The following is a 20215-nucleotide window of genomic DNA, read 5'->3' on the forward strand; positions in this document are numbered from 1 at the left end:
TCTATGGAGATTTTCAAATAAGTATGATACCCTAGAATAACATATGGCAAAAATAAGTATAACTACATAGGACATAGGGCATCGCAGGCAGCATGTGAATTTTATGAGCATTTAATAGTATGAAAAGGCATGAAACCCCCAAAGTAAAATATATATTAACGTATGGGATGTATGAAGGGTGAATAGAGAAGGCGCTTTAGAAAAAATTATGAACAGTCTTGCGTGCGGCGTAATCATGGGCTTTTTTCTTTTGTCCATGGTGCTCTCCTATCGTAGTTTTCTTAACCGGCTGCTTGAAGCAGATACCGAGGAAAAGCTGACGGAGATAACGATCCAGACGAGGCGCTCTTTTGAAAAGGAGATAAATGGTAAATTTGGCAACCTGCGCATCATAGCTAAAAATCTGGAAAATGGAGTCGGACTCAACAAGCATTTCGACTTCTTCTTGCCCGGCGACTCTAAAAATATCAAAATAGGAGCTATATCGCTCTCCGGCGAAAATATCACAGGCGGCATAGACGCGAGGAACGACCTGCCCGTATTTCTTGACAGTTTTCGCGGCGTAGAAAAGATAGTCTACCTTGCGAAGTCGGATTTCAACGACGGCCCGGCGCTTTTGCTCAGCGTGCCCCTTTATAGGCATGGAAAGATACGTGGCGCCGTCTACGAGGTCGTCTCAGGCACGGAGATGGGGAGCATTTATTATTCCACGATATTCGCAGGCCGAGGCTTTACCTATTGCTCTGCGAGGCGCTTCTCCACTCCCCTGGTGCCTAAGGAGGAAAACAGCGAGAACGCAAATATTGCGATAGAACTGATGAACAGCCCGAAGAACATAAAGTCGCTTGAGAGGCTCAACCGGAAGATGTATTATAACAAGGATGCCGCGGAGATATTCTATCACGGAGATGACAGCTATTACATATCAAGCACGGCCATCGACATAATGCCTGGCTGGTATGGCATGAGCGTCATACCGACGAAGGTTGTGCAGGAGAGGCTCAACTATCTTATGAAAATATCGGTAGGGTATCTGCTGCTCTTAAGCGCGATACTCCTTCTCTTCTATCAATTTATGAATTACCTCCAAAGTCAAAACGCGAAAAAAATGCACCAGCTCGCCTACTACGATGGACTGACTGGCGTTATGAACTTTGCTGGACTTGCGCTATACGCGGAGCCGAAGGACAACAGCCGTTACGCTCTTGCGCTACTCAACATCAACGGTTTTCATACGCTGAACATCGGTATGGGCGAACTTTACTGCGACCACTTACTGAAGAACATGGCCGTTGTGCTTTCTAAAAAAGTCGACGCGAAGGAAGGTGAACTGTGCTGCCGCGTGCGCGACGATATTTTCGCGCTCTACCTCACCTGTTCCAAGACGCTCAACAAAAGGCTGGCGCGGCTCATAAAAGAATGCGAAGAACTGTCGGAGAAGAGTCCTATCACTATATCCTGCGGTGTCTCTATCCTCCCGCCCAGCGGATGCGTCACGTTAAATACTGTGGATTGCTGCGGCTTCGCCATGAAACAGCTTGAACATACGAAATGGGGAGACCGTATGGCTTTTTACAACGATAAGGTGCATCGGGCCTTTCTTGACAGAACGAGGCTGGAGGGTGAGCTTGACCGAGCCCTTTCTGAGCATGAGCTGAAGCTCTACCTTCAGGCGAAAGTGGATATCAAGACTGGCAAATGGTACGGCGCGGAGGCTCTTGTGCGCTGGTTGCACCCGACGGAGGGGCTTCTTGGGCCTCAACGGTTCGTTCCGATATTTGAGGAGAATGGCAGGATAGATGAGTTGGATATCTATATGCTGAATGCGGTTTGCGCGAAGATACGTGAATGGCTTGACGACGGGAAAAAGGTGCTGCCCATATCGGTGAACCTTTCGCGCACCAGCTTAAGGACGCCCAAACTGGTGCGCATGTTGGAAGATATTGTGAACAGCCACCGCGTGCCGTTGGAATACGTGGAGATAGAGCTGACAGAAAGCGCCTTTTTCGACGATAAGGATAAAATAATCAGCACGATGAAATTACTTAAGGAGCATGGCTTTCATCTTTCGATCGACGACTTCGGCACTGGCTACTCGTCTCTTTCGTCTATCATGGAAATGCCGGTGGATACTATAAAGCTTGACAAGAGCTTCATCGACATGTGGCAGAAGAAAGAGGCGCGTTGCCTTATCGAAGGCATCATCGCGGTCTCGCGAACTCTCGGCATCGCAGTTCTTGCTGAAGGCATTGAAAATGCCGAACAACACCGGTTGCTGAAGGAGGTGGGCTGCCTGATAGGTCAGGGGTACTACTATTCAAAGCCGATAATAGCCTCGGCCTACGAGCAGCTCATCACAGAAAGGATAGAATATCTGTGAGAAATATTGTGATAATGACGTTAGTTTTTCTCTTCTCAGCAGCAGCTTTTGTAGGATTCAAACAGATGGACGTCACAACTGACGACCGCGACTATACGGAAAAACGCGTCAAAGTGGGAGTCCTTTTGGTCGGAGAGAAGCACGATGGCGGATGGACCGAGGCGCACTACAACGGCTTCCAAAACGCCGCCCGCGAGATACCCATAGACCTGATCTACAGAGAAAAGATAAACGACCGCGACCCAGGCGTCATTAGTTGTGTAGACGGGCTTGTTAAAGAGGGCGCGGAGATAATTTTTGCTACGAGCTTCGGCTACGGGGATTATTTGCCACAGCTGACAAAACGGTATCCGCATGTCAAATTTTTCCATGCCTCAGGCATCGCCTACTCCGTAAATCTTGCCGTCTATTTCGGAAGAATCTATCAGGCACGCTATCTTACAGGAATTGCGGCCGGAATGACGACGAAGACGAATTCCATCGGCTATGTGGCGGCCTACCCTCTGCCGGAGGTGGTTCGCGGCATCAACGCCTTTGCGCTCGGGGTGCGAAGCGTCAACAAAAAGGCTGTTGTTCACGTGAAGTGGACCGATGGATGGACGAATTACGCCGCTGCAAAGAAACAGTCATACTCGCTGGTGAAAGACTACAACGTGGATATCCTTGCGATGCACCATGACAGCACGGGGCCTATTGACGTGGCGCAGGAAAAGCATATATACGCGATAGGCTACAACCTTGATAGAAAAAAAGATTATCCACAGACCTTTCTTACCGCGCCTGTCTGGAACTGGGGGCCGTTTTACAAAGCGCGGCTGCTGGAGTGTTTCGAGGGGCGCTTTAAAGGCAGAAGTTACATGAGTAGCCTTGACGAAGGGCTTGTGACGATCTCTCAGCTCAATACCTTGGTGCCGCTGAAGGCGGTAAACCGCATCAAGTACGCTCAGGAACGGCTTCGTTCGCGCACCTGGGACGTTTTTTACGGTCCGATATGGGACAATAAGGGGCAGATGCGCGTAGGTCCCGGCGAGAACCTCTCCGACCACCACCTTTTTAACGAAATGGATTGGTTTGTGGCAGGCGTAGAGGGCGAAATAGAACGGAAATGATATAAGCGCCGCGGCCGGCCGCGGTGCTTATTCTATGAACATGGAGTCTCCGAAGGAGAAGAATCTGTAACGCTTTTGTACCGCCTCTTTGTATACGCGCATCATCGTTTCGTAGCCGCCGAAGGCTGAAACGAGCATCAACAGCGTGCTCATTGGAAGGTGGAAATTAGTTATGAGGGCGTCGATTACCTTGTACTGATAGCCGGGGCTGATAAAGAGCCTCGTGTCTATGCCCCCAGGCTGCACGGAACCGAACTTCTGCGCGAACGACTCAAGCGTTCTTACGACGGTCGTGCCCACGGCTATTACCCTGCCGCCGCCGGCCTTCGCGCCGTTTATGGCGCGCGCCGCCTCTTCTGTGATCTCGCAGTATTCGCTGTGCATGACGTGGTCCGCTATGTTGTCCGCCTTCACGGGACGGAAGGTGCCAAGTCCTACTTGGAGCGTTATGAAGATATGCCGCACGCCCATCGCGTCAAGTTTTTCAAGCAGCTCCTTCGTGAAGTGAAGGCCGGCGGTAGGCGCGGCCACTGAGTTCTCTTTTGCTGCGTCGGCGTAAATAGTCTGATAGCGTTCGTCCGCCGCGTGTGTGTGTGTTATGTAATGAGGAAGCGGCACATGTCCGTATTTGTGTATGACCTCAAACGCCTCTGTGCCGCGCTCGAAGATGATGGTGCGAAGGCCGTCTTCGAGCCTTGCGCCTATTGTTACGGAGACATTGCCGCCTATTGTTACTATTGTACCTTCGGGCAGTTTGCGTCCTGGGCGAACGAGCGCGTTCCATTCGTTTTGCGCAGCACCAGGCTGCAAGAAAAATATTTCGACCTTTGCGCCGCAGCCCGCTCCGTTATCTTTGATGCCTTCGACGCGCGCCGGAAGCACGCGCGTATCGTTGAGCACCAGAAGGTCCCCAGGCTTTAGGTATTCTGTGATGTCGCGGAATATTCTGTCTTCCGTGTGAGCGGTCTTTCTGTGGACGACGAGCAGGCGCGACGAATCGCGCGGCTCCGCCGGGTCCTGCGCTATCAGCTCCTTTGGCAGCTCATAGTCGTAGGCTGTTGTCTTTGTAAGGTCTATATCCATTTATAACGTGCCTCTTTCCAATGTAGTTCCGGGAAAATAATATTCAAGTATGCGTCTGTAATCCCAGCCGGCCTCGGCAAGCGCCTTTGCGCCAAGCTGCGGCATGCCTACGCCGTGTCCTGAGCCTCTGCCCATTATGACTACCGTATCTCCAGTTGCCGCGTTCGTTCCCGAAAGTTGCGGCTGCACGGGGGGCTGCGGCTGATAGACGGGCGCTGGCTGCGCCGCCGTTTGCGGTTCAGGCATTTTCTTGCCGCTCATGCGCGCTTCGCCCTCCGCGATGAACTTTGGATAATCCTTTTCGCGTCCTATCATCGACATCAGCTCGGCTGTTGTGAATATTTTGTTTTTAGCCATCCAGACGAGCCTGTCCTCGGCCTTTTGCGGCATCGTGGTCCTGTCGGGGTTTGGATATACTTTCTGGCCTCTTGGAGGCTGTTGCGCCGTAGGCTGCGCGTATATTGGAGCGGGCTGTGCAAAAGCGGGCTGCGCGGAAAAGTCAAAGAGCGTGCTTTTTATTACTGAATATCCGATTGCCGCGCGGAATTTCGACGCGGCAATGAGCGTCTGCCCGGCGCTGCCGGAGGCCTCTATCTGCGTCGCGCGTCCGCTTTCGTCGCGCGCGCAGACACGAAGAGAGGTGAGCGTGCCGACCGGCACTCCAGCCGCGGTGAGGTTTGCCGCGATCCGGCTCATTGCAAGCGACGCCTGCCACGCGCCGGATGAGTTTGCCGCGCCCAGCGGTTCGGGCCTTGAAACGAGATACGGGATATCCTTTCCCCACACCGATTTTGCTGAGGCGGTCGCTCCCCCGCTGTCTCCGAAATAAAAGACCTGCGCCGCGGCTCCGCCGTATGTCAACACTTCGGAAGCGGTGGCCGCGACAGCTTCGGTAATGGCCGCGTCGTTCACAACGCCCGCGTAGCCCTGGCAGTGAGTTGTCGCGCATGCGTTATATTTGCCGTGCTTTGCGGATGAGATGACGTAGGTGCGCGCAAGCACAGCCTGCGCCTTCAGCGCTTCTGCGGGCCATTTGGGATTCATCTCCGTCTTCAGCACGCCTTTTAGGTATTCCTCTATCTCTATTTTATTTGCGATGTTGAAGAAGCCGCCTGCCTCGTCAAGTGTGAGCGCTCCGCAGTAAGTTCTGCCTTCAAAGCTGAACGGCGCCTGCGAAAAGACGGTGACGGGCAGAATGTAGCTTTCTCCAGCGCATGAGGCCGTTCCGCCGGAGTATGTGACGGCAAGCTGTCCCGTCTGCGGCTCCGAACTTTTGCCTGCGGCGTCTGCAAGCGTCATTTCCGTGCCGGAGATGACGCACTGGCTGGCCTTTGCTTTCAGAAGAACGGCCACCTCCAACGCGGAGGCGGGAGATGCCGTTAAAACCAGGTATATGAGCAGGGCGCAAAGTATCCTCATTACTTCCACCTTGAAAATAGATTGAAGATAAGCGTCAGTACGACGCTTATTATTATCATCGTGGAAAATGGCGCGAAGACCGTGAGTCCTTTTTTATGATAGGTGATGTCTCCGGGCAGTTTTCCGAGTGGAATATTGAACTTGCCCGCTATTATGATGATAAGCCCCACAGCCGTGAGCACCAGCCCGAAAATCAAAAGCGTCCTGCCTATCTGGTTCATTTCATTCGTCCTCCGCTAAAAAGAGGCTCTGCTGGTTCTGCTGATTTTGCAGATAGTGCTGCGAGATAGGGATGTCCAGGTAGTCCCAGGTATTGCGCGTGGCGCGGCGTCCGCGCGGCGTTCTCTCAAGCAGCCCCTTTTGTATCAGGTACGGTTCGTAAATGTCCTCTATCGTCTGCGCGTCTTCGTTGAGCGCCGCGGCAAGCGTCGAGAGGCCCACGGGGCCGCCGTCAAATAATTCTATGAGCGCGCGCAGGAATTTTCTGTCGCCCTCGTCAAGCCCTTCAGGGTCTACCCCAAGCATGTCGAGCGCGTATCTTGCCAGGTCGCGCTCCACCTTCGGCGCGTGTTTTACCTCCGCCACGTCGCGGACGCGCCTTAAAAGACGCAGGGCGACGCGCGGCGTGCCTCTTGAGCGAAGCCCTATCTCCTGCGCGGCCTCCTCCTCTATCGCGACGCCCAGGACGCCGCTTCCGCGTTTTACGATGGAGGTCAGTTCGTCCGGCGAGTAGAGGTGGAGCTGCTCCACTATGCCGAAGCGCGCGCGCAGAGGCGAGGTGAGCAGCCCAAGCCTCGTCGTAGCCCCGATAAGCGTGAATTTGGGCAGCGCAAGGCGGATGCTGCGAGCAAGCGGCCCTTTGCCCACGATTATCGAGAGCGAAAAATCTTCCATCGCGGGGTAAAGTATCTCTTCTATGTTGGCCGACATGCGGTGTATCTCATCTATAAAAAGTACGTCGTTGGGCTGTATATTTGAGAGGATGGCGGCAAGGTCTCCGGCGCGTTCAAGCGCGGGGCCGGTCGTCACACGGAGCGCGCCCTTCATCTCTTTTGCGATTATGCCTGCGAGAGTCGTCTTCCCAAGGCCCGGAGGCCCGTAAAAGAGCGTATGGTCTAGCGGCTCTTCGCGCTGGAGCGACGCGGTCATGAATATGGTCAGTTTGTCTTTGAGCGAGCTTTGCCCGATGAAGTCGTTGAGCGCCTGCGGACGGAGCGTCGATATCTCGTCCTCTTTTTCACGCCTCATTGTCTCGATGAGTTTATTTGGCCTGTTTTCGTCTTCCATTGGTCAGCCTCCTATCTCTTTTGCAGGATGCTCAGGGAGGCCATGAGCAGGCTCTCTTCCGTCCACTGTACATCGTCTTCCGCCTGCGCTTTGGCCGTCGCTATGGCCTTTGCGCACTCGCCGTGCGAGAAGCCGAGGCCTGTGAGCGCGTCGCGTACAAACGAATCGAAAGAGCCGCGCACAGAGGTGCCGGCGTCGGCAATGTCCGCGAAATTCTTTTCTATTTTGGCTTTTAGCTCAAAGCAGATGCGTTCTGCGCGCTTTGCGCCAAAGCCGGGAACGGTCAGCATTGAAACGTTGTCGGCCTTTATGGCGCCTATTATCTGCGCGATGTCCAGATGGCGCATCAGGGTTATCGCAAGCTTTCCGCCGACGGTCTTCACCTGCAGCAGCTCAAGAAAGAAATCGCGCTCCGTCTTTGTGGCGAAGCCGAACATGGAAAGCCCCGCGTCGCTTATCTGGAGCCACGCGAAACATTTCGTCTCCTCCCCCAAAACGGCCGATTCCAGCAGCGCTTTGGTTGGGAATACCTCGATGCCGAAGCCTGAGACGTCAAGTATGATGCTCTCTTTAGCAATGTCCGTGAGTGTGCCGCGGAGGAAATTTATCATAATGTCAGTATCCTCTCCGTATATTTTGATCGTAGGAACGCATTGCAAGGCCAGCTATGGCTATTGCAAGAGCGTCCGCCGCGTCGTCCGGCGTCGGGTTTTTCGCAAGTCCCAGGATGTGGGCCACCATGCCCTGCACCTGTCCTTTTTCAGCGGATCCATAGCCGCAGACCGCAAGCTTCACTTCGTTCGGCGTTATCTCGTACGGCTCAAAGCCGAGCTGCGCCGCAAAGAGCATGACCACTCCGCGAGCCTGCCAGACCATCTCCGCCGTCGTCACGTTCCTGCCGAAGAAAAGCTTTTCTACAGCTATCATGTCAGGCGGAAATTCTGCAGCCTTGACCTTAAGCTCATCGTACAGGAGGGCGAGCCTTTGCGCAAGCGAGAGGCTTGTCGGCGTCTTTATGACGCCGTAGCATTCGCAGACGAGGCTGCTGCCGTATTGTGAAACGACCCCGTAGCCCAGTGTGCCGAGCCCGGGGTCTATTCCCAGTGCGCGTATTGCCGCGCCGCCATTATTCAAATCAGTCAAGTTCCGCCATTATCTCGTCGGGGATGTCGAAGTTGGCGTAGACCGCTTCGACGTCGTCGTTTTCTTCAAAGCGCTCCACCAGCGAGAGCATCTTTGCCGCGTCCGCCTTGTTGCCGATGGCTATCGTGTTTTTGGGGATCATCTGCATCTCCATCGACTCGATGTTGTAGCCTGAGTTCTTCACCGCGACGCCTACCTGTGAGAGCATCGACGGGTCGCAGGTTATCTCAAATCCGTCTTCGTTCGCCTCCAGGTTTTCCGCTCCGGCGTCGATCGCGGCCATCATAAGCTCGTCCTCGTCTATGCCCTCTCCGGTCACCTGTATTACGCCCTTGCGGTCGAAGTTCCACGCGACGCAGCCAAGTTCTCCGATGGCGCCTCCGCACTTTGAAAAGAGCGAACGCATCTCAGGCGCCGTCCTGTTGCGGTTGTCGGTCATCACCTGCACCATGACAGCTACTCCGTTTGGCCCGTAACCCTCGTAGATTATCTCTTCCATTGTGCCGCCAAGCTCGCCTGTGCCGCGCTTGATGCCGCGCTCGATGTTGTCGACCGGCACGTTGCCTGTGCGCGCTCTGTCTATAGCTACCTTGAGCCTGAAGTTGGCGTTGGGGTCTCCGCCGCCGTCTCTCGCCGCTACTATTATATCCTTTACAAGTTTCTGAAAGGCTACGCCTCTTTTTGCGTCCTGCGCCGCTTTGCGGCGTTTGATACCAGCCCAGTGTGAATGTCCTGACAAGATGATCACCTCATGAAAGATTTGTATTTAAAATTTGTCTAATATTATTAAAGTGTTGTTAAAAAGAGTCCGGCAGTTTTGCCATTGGCGCAAAAGTTCTTTTGTGCGCCGACCTTTTTCGCGCCCGTTCTATCTTTTCCTTTACAGCGTCGCTTGCCTCTCCCGTCGCTATGTAACGGTCTAGCTCTTTATAGGTCAGCCCCATTTCGTCTTCGTCGGTCTGGCCTTCCCAGAGCGCCGCGGTGGGCGGTCTTTCTATTATCTCTTTGGGGACGCCCAAGTATTCGGAGGCGGCCCATACTTCACCCTTCAGGAGGTCCGCAAGCGGAAGAAGGTCCACCCCGGAGTCGCCGTATTTAGTGAAATAGCCCATCGTCAGCTCGTCTTTGTTGCCGCCGCCGCAGACGAGGCAGCCCTTCTGCTGCGCTATGGCGTATAAGGTCATCATGCGCAGACGCGGCTTGACGTTTGCCGCTGAAAGCCCCGACAGCTGGCAGCCCGCTTCGTCTATCGCCGCGCAGAGCGTGTCGTAGGAGGCTGAGAGGTCTACCTTTACCGTATTTATATGAAGAGCTTCCGCAAGAAGCATAGCATATTCTTCGTCAATAGGCATACTGTGGCACGGCATCATTACGCCCGTCACCTTTTCGGGGCCGAGAGCCTTTGCGAGAAGCGCCGCAAGCAGCGCCGAGTCTATTCCTCCGCTGATGCCCAACACGGCTCCTTTTGCATTTGCTTCGCCGAAACGATCTTTTATCCAGCTTTCAAGGAATGAAACTATCTTCTCCGTGTCCCGATATACAGACATCCTGCCGCGCCTCACTTTCTCTGGCTTCCAAAATTTTTTGCACAGTACATTTTATCATAATTTGACGCTATCCGTCATCTTCAGGACGCCGATTTGTTGATTTAGCGCGGGCCGCCAAGCGGCGGACAGAAAAAGCGGGCGTCCCGAAAACAGACGCCCGCAGTTTTTGTTTTTGCGTGATTTGTATTAGAAATTGCCTATGCTTGCTACCATTACAGCTTTGATGGTGTGCATACGGTTTTCGGCTTCGTCGAACTGTCTTGCGAAACGAGACTCAAATACCTCTTCCGTCACTTCGTTGCCCTTCACGGCGGGCAGGCAGTGCAGGAATATGACTGTGTCGTTGCCTACCGCGCGGATGAGGTCCATGTTTACCTGGTAGGGAGCGAGCATAGCCTTGCGTTCCGCGGCTTTCGCCTCTTCGCCCATTGAGGCCCAGACGTCGGTGTAGATGACGTCAGCGTCTTTTACGGCGGCCTTCGGGTCGTCGGTCACAGTGATCGTAGCGCCGGACTCGCAGTCTTTCGCTATCTGCTCGCACTCGGCAACGAGCGCGGGATCGGGGAAGAGTTCCTTGGGCGCGCCTATGACGAAGTGCATGCCCATTTTTGCGGCTCCGATCATCAGGGAGTTCGCTACGTTGTTGCGTCCGTCGCCCACGTAGACGAATTTGATGCCTTTGAGGCGTCCGAAGTTCTCACGCACCGTGAGGAAGTCGGCGAGCACCTGCGTCGGGTGGTAATCGTCCGTTAGGCCGTTCCACACGGGAACGCCCGCGTACTTCGCGAGGTCTTCGACGACCTTCTGGCTGAAGCCGCGGAACTCAATGCCGTCGAACATGCGTCCAAGGACGCGCGCCGTGTCGGCTACATCTTCTTTGTGGCCGAGCTGTATGTCGTTTTTGCCGAGATATTCGGGGTGTCCGCCCTCATCGATGACGGCTACGGTAAAGGCGCAGCGGGTGCGCGTGGACGGCTTCTCAAAGATGAGAGCTACGTTCTTTCTTTCGAGTAGATCGCCCTTTATTCCGGCGCGCTTTTTGTTTTTAAGGTCTGTGGAAAGGTCAAGCAGATAGTTGATTTCCTCAGGCGTATGATGCTTAAGTGAAATAAGGTTGCGGTTGCGAAGATTTACAGGCATTGTTGTTTCTCCCTTCAGTTTTTTATATTCGTTGGTGCAATATCTTACTCTTTTTTATCAAAAGTGCAATAAGGTATTTCAGTCTTTCACCGGGCCTCTGGAAAGCGGCATCGACATGCAGCGGGGGCCGCCGCGTCCTCTGCCAAGTTCCGGGCCTTCGAGCTGGAGCACCCTTATGCCGTTTTCTTCAAGTTTTTTCGTTGCGTTTACGTTGCGGTTGTAGGTGACTACGACGCCGGGCTTCACTGCGAATGTGTTTACGCCGTCGTGCCACTGTTCGCGCGCCGTCTCTTCCTTTGTTGCGGCCTCCATTTTTATGAGGCGTATATTCGGGACGCCCAGCTCTTTTGCGATAGCCGCCTCCCAGTCCTTCAGACGTTCGATGCTGAGCAGCTTGCCGTCGTCTCCGAAGTTTAGCTCCCAAACTTTGAGCGTTTTGAGTATCGGAGGATAGATGACGAAGGCGTCTTTATCGACCATCGTGAATACAGTGTCGAGATGCATACAGTAGCGTTCTTTTGGTATCTCAAAGGCGAATATGCGTCTGATGGGGGTCTTCTTCGCAAGCACGAAGCCTATTTTTTCTATTGTGGCTGGCGCGGTGCGCTGCGATATCCCAATGGCGAGCGCCGTGTCGGTGAGCACGAGGAAGTCTCCGCCCTCTATCTGATGCGGCCACGTTTCGTCGGGGTTTTCTCCGTAAAGTATCGGCGTATCTTTGAATGAGGGGTGGTTTTTAATGATGTATCTCCAGTAGAGCGGTTCGATACGGCGCGCGGGGAAGGTCATTTGTCCTAAGATTATCCCGTTTGCGACGGACATGGCAGGGTCTCTCTGGAAGTAAAGGTTGGGGATCGGGTGTATCATAAAGTCGCTTCCGTTTTCCACGGCGGCAACGAGGCTTGCGCCTGTGTCGCAGAGTTTTTTTATCTCCGCCTTTGTGAAGCCCTCGATGAGGTGGTCAGCAAGTTTGAGCGCCGGCCATTTCATCAGCGGCGGCAGCAGTTTTTCTGAGAGGCAGTAATCCACGTTTTCAAATTTGAAGACGTCTTTCAGAAGTTCTTCGCGTGCGGTTGGATTTTCGAGCACCTTGGCAAGGCTTTCATTGAAATAAAGCACCTCGGCGCCCTCACTTCGCAGAATGTCAGCGAACTTGTCGTGTTCTTTCCGGGCCTGTTCCAGCCAAAGCAGGTCGTCGAAAAGGAGTTCGTCCATGTTCTCGATGGTCAGCCTGTCGATCTCTTTTCCAGGTTTGTGGAGCATGACTCGTTTCAGTGGCCCTGTTTCGGAATGTACACTAACTTGGCTTTCCTGGTTCATTTTTTACACCTCCTAAAATTTTGTTAAAAAACACTTCATAAACAATAATCTTTGTAGAGAATGCAAAAACGTTGAAGTAGCAACGCTATATATGTATAATATATATAATTGCGCGATTAGTCAACCAAATTTTCGTAGAACAATGTATAAACTTTATGGAATTGGAAGTTTAATATAGAGGTATCTCTCTGCGTATGATCGCCTCGAAATCCTCTATTTTTCCGCGGCAGAGCGGGCTTCCCTTTTTGAAAACTATGAAACCCTCCGGGCTTCCAGCGATGCCGAAATCAGCGGATGCAGCCTCTTTCGGCCCATTGACCTCGCAGCCCATGACGGCTATTGTCATGCCGTTGTTTGAGCGTTCAGGGATCAGCGCGCGCAGCCTTTCAACCAATGAAGCGACCTCTATGCGGCGTCTGCCGCAGGTCGGACAGCTTACGAGCGTCCAGCCTATCGTACGTAGCGAAAGCGCGGCAAGGATGCTGTAGCCCGTCTTTACCTCTTCTTCGCCAGGCTCGGTGAGGCTCACGCGGATGGTGTCGCCTATGCCCTGCGCCAGCATCAGAGCGATGCCGGAGGAGCCTTTGACGACGCCAGCGTTGCCGCAGCCCGCCTCTGTTATGCCTATGTGAAGCGCAAACGGCCAGTGCTGCGAGAGGATGTAGTTGGCGCGCGTCGTCTCCGCCACAGAAGAAGATTTTGCGGAAATGATCACCTGTTCAAATTTATGGGCCGTAAGAATGGAAAGCTGCTCCTCTACCGCGAGCACCAGCGCAGCTCCGCGGTCTCCGCCGGTCTTTGCAAGCTGCGCGTTGTTAAGGGAGCCGCCGTTTGCGCCGATGCGGATGACGGACCCAGTATCTTTGGCCGCCGCCACCACCTCCGCCACTCCTGCGGCGGAGCTTATGTTGCCCGGGTTGATGCGGATCGCGCGGCAGCCGGCGGCAAGCGCGGCAAGCGCCAGCCGGTGGTCGAAATGGATGTCGGCCATCAGCGGCAGCCGGCTTGCGCTTACTAGGGCCGCGAAATTTTCGGCAAGCGAGGCGTCGGGCAGAGCGACGCGCGCCAGCTCGCAGCCGCACAGCAGAAGGCGCTCCGTCTCCTCCACGCAGGCCGCAACGTCGGTGAGTCTAGTTTTTAGCATGCTCTCGACTCGTACCGGCGCGCCTCCGCCTATGGTCAGGCCGCCTATCGTTACGCTGTTTTTGCTTCCCATTTTATCTTCACCTCACTGAATGAGCCGGTAAATATCTTTTCCTGTGACGAGGAATATGAGCGCGAGCAGAATGATGAAGCCCGCGTAGTGTATCATCGTCTCTATTTTTTCTGGCACTTTTCTGCCTGTTGCCATCTCTATCAATATGAAGATGATCCTTCCTCCGTCAAGCGCGGGGAACGGCAGCAGGTTCAGCAGACCAAGGTTGAGGTTGATGACGCCAAGAAAGGCTATGAAGGTCCAGAAGCCTTCTTTAAAGGCGTCTCCCGCCATTGTTGCGATGCCGACAGGCCCGGTCACGTCGGCCTTTATCTGCCCGGTCGCCGCCAGCCACAGCCCTCGCAGTATCTCCGTGCTCATCTTCCATGAATAATTGAAAGATTTGCCGAGAGCCTGCATCAGAGGATATTTTTCATGCGACGGCTGAACGCCCAGGAGACGGCCGCCGCTTTCTTTGTTGACCGGTATCTTTATGCTGAATGTTTTTGTCTCGTCGCCGCGCTGCGCCGTTATCTCGTACAGGTCGCCGCTCTTTGCGGGATTTTGTATGTTGCTGCGGATGTCGCCCCAGTCCTTGAGCTGTTTGCCGTCGATGCTTTTTATCAGGTCGCCAGCCTTTAGCCCAGAACTGTAGGCCGGAGTGTCGTCCATGATGGCGCCTATTTTGGGTATCTCCATGTTGTAGACGCCGTAACCGGCGAGGTAGGCCGCCGTCAGCAGCCACGCAAGCGCAATGTTGACCGATGCGCCGGCTCCGATTATGAACATTCTTTCCCATGCCTTTTTATTGGCAAGCGAACGTTCAGGCGTGTAGCCCTCCGGTTTTGGCTCGTCCTCTTCTCCGCCGGCGGCGTCTTCGCCCTCAAGCTTTACGAAGCCGCCTATTGGGAAGGCGCGCAGCGAGTACTGCGTCTCGCCCTTTTTGCGGCCCCAAAGAAGAGGCCCCATGCCGAATGAAAATTCATGTATCATCACGTCGCGAAGACGAGCCGCCCAGAAGTGGCCGCCCTCATGCGATATGACGCAGATGCCTATTACTATCAGAAATGAGATTATGCTTATCAAAGATTTGTTCCTCCGCTTTTTATTAACTCTTCCGCGATTCTCTCGCCCTCCGACGCAAGCCAGACTGCCTCTTCGAGACTGCCCGGAGCTGCGCCGCCATATACTTCAAGCACCCGCGCTATAAGGCGCGGAATGTCCGTAAATTTTATCTCGCCGCTTAAAAAATGGCGCACCGCGCTTTCGTCGGCTCCCACAAGCAGCGCTGGCGCTGCGCCTCCCGCTTTGCCCGCCTCTTTTGCCAACGCGAAGCAGGGAAAACGCGCGTCGTCTATCTCTTTGAAGCTCAGATCCCAGTCGGCTGGCGCTATAGGCTCAAAGCCGTTATCTATGAGCGGCAGGCGCTTGGGCCACGCGATTGCCGCGGCTGACGGCAGGCGCATGTCCGCCCGCGAAAGCAGCAGCCGCACTGTACCGTCGATAAACTCAGCCATGCCGTGCACCTGCGAACGCGGATGAACGAGCGCGCTGACGCGCTCCGCTTCCAGCCCGAAGAGCTGCATCGCCTCTATACATTCGATGCCTTTGTTCATCAGGGTGGCGCTGTCTATCGTTATCTTTGCGCCCATCTTCCATACAGGGTGGTCCAGCGCAGCCTGCGGAGTCACCGTTTCAAGCTGTTCCGACGTGTAGTCGCGAAATGGGCCGCCGGACGCAGTAAGCCATATCCGGGACAGTTCTTCGTGCGCGGTGTCGCGCATACACTGCCATACGGCGCTGTGTTCGCTGTCTATAGGCCGAAGCTGGTCACGCCGCTGAACGAGCGGCATCACCCACGGCCCTGCCACTACGATGCTCTCTTTGTTTGCAAGTGATACGTCTATGCCTCTTTTAAGCGCGTGCTGGAGCGCCTCAATAGCTGTTACGCCGGACGAGGCGAAGACTATGTGGTCTACGAAGTCAGCCTCGGCCATCTGTCGCAGCCCCTCTTTGCCGAAAACGCAGATAAAGCCCGCCTCGCGCCAAGGCTGTTGCTTTGGCGCCGTAAGGCAGAGCATCTTCGCGCCGAACTTGCGGCCAAGCTCTGCAAGTTTTTTTTCATTGCTCTGCGCGCTAAGCGCGGTTATTTCAAAAATGTCGGGAAAGCGCGCGCAAATATCCAAAACTGCGCCGCCAACGCTTCCCGTGGCCCCCGTTACCGCGAGGCGGATCTTTGGTTTCTCCGTCATCTCCCTTATCCTATCAGTTCAAAGATGACGAAGGCAAGCGTACCGTTGACCAGTATGCTGTCAAATCTGTCAAGCAGCCCTCCGTGCCCCGGTATCAGCGAACCGCTGTCTTTGACGCCGGCTTCGCGCTTCAGCACAGATTCGCCAAGGTCGCCAAGCTGTCCCGCTATGCCGCAAAGAAGCCCCATCAGGACAAGGGGCAGCGGCGGGAATGAGAAAAGAAGCGCCATAAGACCGCCGCACATGAAGCTCGCGGCGGCTCCGCCAAGAAAGCCCTCCCACGTCTTGTGCGGGCTCACCTGGCTGCACAGAAGGTTTTTTCCAAGCCTGCTGCCGACGAAATAGGCTGCGACGTCGCAGCTCCAGGTGCAAAGGAAAAGCGTGATGAGGAACATCGCGCCGAGGTCGCGCCCGCGTATCAAAATAAGGAACGACCACGGGAGGATGACGTAGGCGATGCCCGCGACGGTGGCGCCCATTGTGACGAGCGCGGAGCTTTCGCCGGAGACCTGTCTTTTTAGCACCTCAAGGAAGAGCGCGATAAAGGCTATAGCCGATATCGAACAGAGGATCGTAGACAGCGTCATAAGCCCGAAGGCTGTGCCAAGCAGTATAAATAGCCCGGAGGCCAGCAGCAGCGCGGGCGACGTACTAAGTTTCGTAGACTGCATTTTGTAGAACTCCCAGAGCGAAAGCATGGCGATGACGGAGGCTATCGCGTCCCAGACAAGTCCGCCAAGTAATATTCCTCCAAGCACCGCTATTACGATAAAGATGCCGCTGAATGCGCGAAGCTGCAGCTCCGGGCTCGATCTCAACATCTGTTTAAGCTTTTCCATATCGTCTCTCCCTTTCGTAGTAATCCTTTACGGCCTCTTCGAGGTCGCCTTTATCAAAATCCGGCCAATATTTGTCGGTAAAATAATATTCACTGTAAGCGCTCTGCCAAAGCCAGAAATTGCTGAGCCGCAGCTCCCCGCTCGTTCTGATTATAAGGTCGGGATCCGGCAGATCAGGCAGGTAGAGATATTGACGGAGGCTCTCCTCGGTCACAGGAAGAGAGGGGCGCGCCGCCGCTATTTTGTTTACGGCCTCTAATATCTCTTTGCGGCCGCCGTAATTGAGACAGATGACGAGCTGTCTTTCCGTGTAGAGAGATGTTTCTTCCTCCGCCGCGCGAAGTATCTTTTGTATGTCCTCGGGAAGCGCCTCAAGGTCTCCCGCAAAGCGGATGCGCGTCTTTTCCCTGCAAAGCTCCGCGAGCTTTGACTGCATGTAATAGCGAAAGAGGCCCATAAGCCCAAGCACTTCACCCTTCGGCCTCTTCCAATTCTCCGTGGAGAAGGCGTAGAGCGATACGAACGGTATGTCAAGGTCCTTTGCGGCGCGCACGGTGCGCTCGACGGCCCTGACTCCGGCATGATGGCCCATTACACGCGGAAGGTGCTTTGATTTGGCCCACCTTCCATTGCCGTCCATTATTATTGCAACGTGTTCTAATTTTTTCTTTTCCATGTCGTCCTTTGGGCAGTTTTTAACCGAATTTGATGGAGCTTATGTCGCTGCCGGCTTTAATAGCCTCCCACTGCCGCTTGACTTCCTGAATGTCTAGCCACGTTAGGTGCTTTGGGCTGCCCTCTTTTGAGCTGGCGTTGCGAAGCAGATAGCTTGGGTGGAACATAGGCATTACGGCGGCTCCGCGCCATTCAAACCATCTTCCGCGAAGCTTAGTGATGCCCTCTGTCGTCTGAAGTATCCAGCGCGCCGGAGTGTTGCCCAGCAGAACTATGAGCGAAGGGTTCATCAGCATTATCTGCGTTTGCAGGTGCCTGTCGCATATTACGGTCTCAGCGGGAGTGGGGACTCTGTTTTCCGGCGGTCTGCATTTGACGATGTTGGTGATGAAGACCTCTTTGCGGTCAATGCCGGCGGCGGTCAATATCTGAGTAAGAAGCGCTCCAGCCCTTCCTACGAACGGTATCCCCTTCTCGTCCTCGTCGGCGCCAGGCCCCTCTCCGATGAAGAGCAGCCTGCTGTTTGGGTCGCCGTCGCCAAAGACGACTGTCTTTCTCGTCTCAGCAAGAGCGCAGGCCTTGCACGAGAGGGTGTATTTCTTTGCCTCTTCCCATAATACTTTTTTTGCGGCAGCCCTCTCTTCGGGGGTCAGTTTTAAAAGAGGAGCTTCGTTCTGTTCCGTCATATCTTTACCTCCGCGATTATTACGTCTACAGTTTTAACGTCAAGCCCTGTGAAATAGCGGAGGCTCACAGCGAGCCTCTCTTTTACCAGACGCGCTATATCCGTGAATTTTTTATCTCCGAGCGTTACTGTGAGCTTTATCTCGACGCGAAGCGATTCTTCATACTCCGGCGTCGCCTTGATCTCGTTCACCTTAGCCACCTGCGCCGTCCTTCCCGCTATGAAGGAGGCGAGCTGTTCTATGGCCTCCGGTTCTATGTGGACCTCGCCGTAGAAGCTAAAAGGAGGACGCACTATCGTCTTTTCTCCCTCGTGTTTGTCCTTGGACTTCCAGAAGACTCTAAGCTGTCCAACCAGCTTGCCTGCGAAATTTTTGCGCACGAGCACATGAGAGACGGGGATGACGTGCTGTCCTTTGCTGAAACGCTCGCGCCTTGCCTTTACTATCTCTTCCGGCGTGGCTACGTCCTCAATATGTACTATCTGCTCCGGCGGCGCAAGGGTCAGCTTACGCAGTATGCGCGAGGCCATGTTGTCTGAGGTGGCTATGACCATGACGGAACAGGGCGACATGGAACTGAAAAAATTTATTACCTCGTTTTTGTGATCCTCAAATTCAAAGAGAGCCCTGCGGATGGCGCTGATCTGGTTTCTCTCCGCCTTCGCGCTTCTGCCGCATACGATGCTGCCCTTGTGTATGACAAGGCCGTCGTCGATTATATAATCCGCGTCGACTAAAGAGGCGACCAGCTGAGCCCTCTGGCTCTTGCCGGTGCCGGCCGCGCCCACGAACGCGGAGGTCGTTACTCCCGGAAGATATTTTGTGTCGGCCATCAGAAGGCCCCCCTCTCAATGTCAGTCTATGAGGTTTATGTCGGCGCCGAGGCTCAGAAGTTTTTCCACAAGCCCCTCGTACCCGCGCCAAACGTGCTGCAGGTCGCAGATAGTCGTCTCTTCGGCCGCCGCGAGCCCAAGCAGTATGAGCGCCGCGCCCGCGCGCAGGTTGGAAGAATGCACCTCGGTTCCGGCAAGCCTGCCTACGCCCGTTACTATGGCGATGTTGTCCTGCACCTCGATTTTTGCGCCCATCTTCTTAAATTCGTTGATGTGCAAAAGCCTTGAATCAAATACGCTCTCATGGATCACGCTTGTTCCGTTTGCGAGCGTCAGCACAGCCATCAGCTGCGGCTGTGTGTCGGTGGGAAATCCCGGGTACGGCATCGTTTTTATAGTTACGCCTTTGAGCGGCGCGGTATATTTCGCAGTGATCTCGTCATGGAAGATGTCTATGTCGACGCCCGCCTCGACGAGCTTGTTCAGTATGGCCTCCATGCAGCCGGACTGTATCCCGCGCACGGTGACGCTGCCTTTTGTGATGACGCCCGCCATCAGATAGGTGGCCGCCTCTATGCGGTCTGGTATTATCTCGCCGCTTGCGGAATGAAGCGATTCCACGCCCGTTATCCGTATAGTTTCAGTGCCGTCGCCCTTTACCGGCGCTCCCATGAGGCGCAGCACTTCGGCTAGGTTTGATATCTCCGGTTCCTTTGCGGCGTTTTCAATAAAGGTCACTCCGTCCGCGAGGGCGGCCGCCATCATCAAGTTTTCCGTGGCCCCCACCGAGGGAAAGTCTAGCGTTATCGCGGCTCCCTTCAGCCTTCCGGCTGTGGCCGTTACGGCGCCCGCCTTTAGCTCTATGTCGGCGCCCATCTTGGCAAGCCCCTTAAGGTGGAAATCAAGCGGCCTGCTTCCAAGCACGCATCCGCCGGGAAGCGGCAGCAGCGCGCGTCCGCAGCGCGCAACGAGCGGGCCCAGCACCAGCGAAGAGGCGCGCATCTTGCGCACCAGTTCTACCGGCGTCTCGCATTTTATCTCGTTCGGCACGCGTATCTCCATGCAGTGGTCTTCAAAATCTACCTCCGCGCCGAGGTGTCGGAGAAGCTGACACATCGTCTGTATATCATACAGGTCAGGCACGCCCTCCAGTTTAAGGCTCTGTCCCTTCAACAGGATAGAGGCCGCCATAACAGGCAGAGCGGCATTTTTGGCGCCCTGAACGGATATCGTTCCGTTGAGCTGCCGTCCGCCGCGTATTACCATCTTGTCTGCCAAAATTTTCACTCCAGTCGTCTCCATTTATT

At 54.6% G+C, this 20215-nt stretch carries 20 protein-coding genes; 2 read left to right on the forward strand and 18 right to left on the reverse strand.

The window, feature by feature from the left end; genetic code table 11:
- Nucleotides 1-208 precede the first annotated feature (208 nt).
- Both RRY12_04760 and RRY12_04765 read left to right on the forward strand, forming a co-directional pair.
- Complete coding sequence (locus RRY12_04760; protein ID MEG2183966.1) at nucleotides 209-2380, forward strand: GGDEF domain-containing phosphodiesterase; 2172 nt, start codon at nucleotides 209-211, stop codon at nucleotides 2378-2380.
- Nucleotides 2381-2394: 14 nt separating this feature from the next.
- Nucleotides 2395-3489: a BMP family ABC transporter substrate-binding protein gene (locus RRY12_04765; protein MEG2183967.1), complete on the forward strand. Its 1095-nt coding sequence runs from the start codon at nucleotides 2395-2397 to the stop codon at nucleotides 3487-3489.
- Between the two features lie 27 nt (nucleotides 3490-3516).
- On the opposite strand, the gene queA is transcribed toward RRY12_04765, so the two are convergent.
- From queA to murA, 18 genes are all read right to left on the reverse strand, one after another.
- Entirely contained in the window at nucleotides 3517-4572 is a 1056-nt protein-coding gene (gene queA, locus RRY12_04770) for a tRNA preQ1(34) S-adenosylmethionine ribosyltransferase-isomerase QueA (protein ID MEG2183968.1), read from the reverse strand.
- Nucleotides 4573-5991 carry a SpoIID/LytB domain-containing protein gene (locus tag RRY12_04775; GenBank protein ID MEG2183969.1) on the reverse strand — a complete coding sequence of 473 codons (1419 nt, stop codon included), beginning with the start codon at nucleotides 5989-5991 and terminating at the stop codon, nucleotides 4573-4575.
- Complete coding sequence (locus RRY12_04780; protein MEG2183970.1) at nucleotides 5991-6212, reverse strand: DUF2905 domain-containing protein; 222 nt, start codon at nucleotides 6210-6212, stop codon at nucleotides 5991-5993. Before RRY12_04780 ends, RRY12_04775 begins: the two co-directional genes overlap by 1 nt.
- 1 nt (nucleotide 6213) lies before the next feature.
- Nucleotides 6214-7278, reverse strand: a complete 1065-nt coding sequence (gene ruvB, locus RRY12_04785) for a Holliday junction branch migration DNA helicase RuvB (protein ID MEG2183971.1) — start codon at nucleotides 7276-7278, stop codon at nucleotides 6214-6216.
- Between the two features lie 11 nt (nucleotides 7279-7289).
- Entirely contained in the window at nucleotides 7290-7889 is a 600-nt protein-coding gene (ruvA, locus tag RRY12_04790) for a Holliday junction branch migration protein RuvA (protein ID MEG2183972.1), read from the reverse strand.
- A 4-nt stretch (nucleotides 7890-7893) separates the two neighbouring features.
- Nucleotides 7894-8412 (reverse strand): crossover junction endodeoxyribonuclease RuvC, encoded by a 519-nt coding sequence (gene ruvC / locus RRY12_04795; protein MEG2183973.1) that lies wholly within the window; start codon nucleotides 8410-8412, stop codon nucleotides 7894-7896.
- A gap of 1 nt (nucleotide 8413) precedes the next feature.
- Nucleotides 8414-9160: a YebC/PmpR family DNA-binding transcriptional regulator gene (locus RRY12_04800; GenBank protein ID MEG2183974.1), complete on the reverse strand. Its 747-nt coding sequence runs from the start codon at nucleotides 9158-9160 to the stop codon at nucleotides 8414-8416.
- Between the two features lie 58 nt (nucleotides 9161-9218).
- Nucleotides 9219-9968 carry an NAD(+) synthase gene (nadE, locus tag RRY12_04805; GenBank protein MEG2183975.1) on the reverse strand — a complete coding sequence of 250 codons (750 nt, stop codon included), beginning with the start codon at nucleotides 9966-9968 and terminating at the stop codon, nucleotides 9219-9221.
- A 186-nt stretch (nucleotides 9969-10154) separates the two neighbouring features.
- On the reverse strand, nucleotides 10155-11108 hold the full coding sequence (gene argF / locus RRY12_04810) for an ornithine carbamoyltransferase (protein MEG2183976.1): 954 nt from the start codon (nucleotides 11106-11108) through the stop codon (nucleotides 10155-10157).
- Nucleotides 11109-11186: 78 nt separating this feature from the next.
- Entirely contained in the window at nucleotides 11187-12428 is a 1242-nt protein-coding gene (locus RRY12_04815) for an arginine deiminase (GenBank protein ID MEG2183977.1), read from the reverse strand.
- Nucleotides 12429-12597: 169 nt separating this feature from the next.
- The gene (gene ispG / locus RRY12_04820) at nucleotides 12598-13644 is read right to left on the reverse strand and encodes a (E)-4-hydroxy-3-methylbut-2-enyl-diphosphate synthase (GenBank protein ID MEG2183978.1); all 1047 of its coding nucleotides are present in this window, start codon (nucleotides 13642-13644) and stop codon (nucleotides 12598-12600) included.
- Between the two features lie 12 nt (nucleotides 13645-13656).
- Nucleotides 13657-14709, reverse strand: coding sequence for a M50 family metallopeptidase (locus tag RRY12_04825; protein ID MEG2183979.1), 1053 nt, complete (start codon nucleotides 14707-14709; stop codon nucleotides 13657-13659).
- Nucleotides 14706-15875, reverse strand: a complete 1170-nt coding sequence (locus tag RRY12_04830; GenBank protein ID MEG2183980.1) for a 1-deoxy-D-xylulose-5-phosphate reductoisomerase — start codon at nucleotides 15873-15875, stop codon at nucleotides 14706-14708. Before RRY12_04830 ends, RRY12_04825 begins: the two co-directional genes overlap by 4 nt.
- A gap of 5 nt (nucleotides 15876-15880) precedes the next feature.
- Nucleotides 15881-16714, reverse strand: coding sequence for a phosphatidate cytidylyltransferase (locus RRY12_04835; protein ID MEG2183981.1), 834 nt, complete (start codon nucleotides 16712-16714; stop codon nucleotides 15881-15883).
- Nucleotides 16701-17390, reverse strand: coding sequence for a polyprenyl diphosphate synthase (gene uppS, locus RRY12_04840; protein MEG2183982.1), 690 nt, complete (start codon nucleotides 17388-17390; stop codon nucleotides 16701-16703). The genes RRY12_04835 and uppS overlap by 14 nt, the downstream gene beginning before the upstream one ends.
- Before the next feature lie 19 nt (nucleotides 17391-17409).
- Nucleotides 17410-18075, reverse strand: a complete 666-nt coding sequence (locus tag RRY12_04845; GenBank protein MEG2183983.1) for a uracil-DNA glycosylase — start codon at nucleotides 18073-18075, stop codon at nucleotides 17410-17412.
- Nucleotides 18072-18908, reverse strand: a complete 837-nt coding sequence (locus RRY12_04850; protein ID MEG2183984.1) for a hypothetical protein — start codon at nucleotides 18906-18908, stop codon at nucleotides 18072-18074. The genes RRY12_04845 and RRY12_04850 overlap by 4 nt, the downstream gene beginning before the upstream one ends.
- A gap of 21 nt (nucleotides 18909-18929) precedes the next feature.
- Nucleotides 18930-20210 (reverse strand): UDP-N-acetylglucosamine 1-carboxyvinyltransferase, encoded by a 1281-nt coding sequence (murA, locus tag RRY12_04855; GenBank protein MEG2183985.1) that lies wholly within the window; start codon nucleotides 20208-20210, stop codon nucleotides 18930-18932.
- Nucleotides 20211-20215: the final 5 nt, after the last annotated feature.

This window comes from Cloacibacillus sp., assembly GCA_036655895.1.
Classification (GTDB): Bacteria; Synergistota; Synergistia; order Synergistales; family Synergistaceae; genus JAVVPF01.

Coding starts and splice junctions, on each gene's coding strand:
- RRY12_04765 (MEG2183967.1), top strand. CDS start 2,395: ATGACGTTAGTTTTTCTCTTCTCAGCAGCAGCTTTTGTAGGATTCAAA.
- RRY12_04850 (MEG2183984.1), bottom strand. CDS start 18,908: ATGGCCGACACAAAATATCTTCCGGGAGTAACGACCTCCGCGTTCGTG.
- ruvA (MEG2183972.1), bottom strand. CDS start 7,889: ATGATAAATTTCCTCCGCGGCACACTCACGGACATTGCTAAAGAGAGC.
- RRY12_04845 (MEG2183983.1), bottom strand. CDS start 18,075: ATGACGGAACAGAACGAAGCTCCTCTTTTAAAACTGACCCCCGAAGAG.
- RRY12_04830 (MEG2183980.1), bottom strand. CDS start 15,875: ATGACGGAGAAACCAAAGATCCGCCTCGCGGTAACGGGGGCCACGGGA.
- uppS (MEG2183982.1), bottom strand. CDS start 17,390: ATGGAAAAGAAAAAATTAGAACACGTTGCAATAATAATGGACGGCAAT.
- RRY12_04775 (MEG2183969.1), bottom strand. CDS start 5,991: ATGAGGATACTTTGCGCCCTGCTCATATACCTGGTTTTAACGGCATCT.
- RRY12_04815 (MEG2183977.1), bottom strand. CDS start 12,428: ATGAACCAGGAAAGCCAAGTTAGTGTACATTCCGAAACAGGGCCACTG.
- ruvB (MEG2183971.1), bottom strand. CDS start 7,278: ATGGAAGACGAAAACAGGCCAAATAAACTCATCGAGACAATGAGGCGT.
- murA (MEG2183985.1), bottom strand. CDS start 20,210: ATGGAGACGACTGGAGTGAAAATTTTGGCAGACAAGATGGTAATACGC.
- RRY12_04835 (MEG2183981.1), bottom strand. CDS start 16,714: ATGGAAAAGCTTAAACAGATGTTGAGATCGAGCCCGGAGCTGCAGCTT.
- nadE (MEG2183975.1), bottom strand. CDS start 9,968: ATGTCTGTATATCGGGACACGGAGAAGATAGTTTCATTCCTTGAAAGC.
- queA (MEG2183968.1), bottom strand. CDS start 4,572: ATGGATATAGACCTTACAAAGACAACAGCCTACGACTATGAGCTGCCA.
- RRY12_04760 (MEG2183966.1), top strand. CDS start 209: ATGAACAGTCTTGCGTGCGGCGTAATCATGGGCTTTTTTCTTTTGTCC.
- ispG (MEG2183978.1), bottom strand. CDS start 13,644: ATGGGAAGCAAAAACAGCGTAACGATAGGCGGCCTGACCATAGGCGGA.
- argF (MEG2183976.1), bottom strand. CDS start 11,108: ATGCCTGTAAATCTTCGCAACCGCAACCTTATTTCACTTAAGCATCAT.
- RRY12_04780 (MEG2183970.1), bottom strand. CDS start 6,212: ATGAACCAGATAGGCAGGACGCTTTTGATTTTCGGGCTGGTGCTCACG.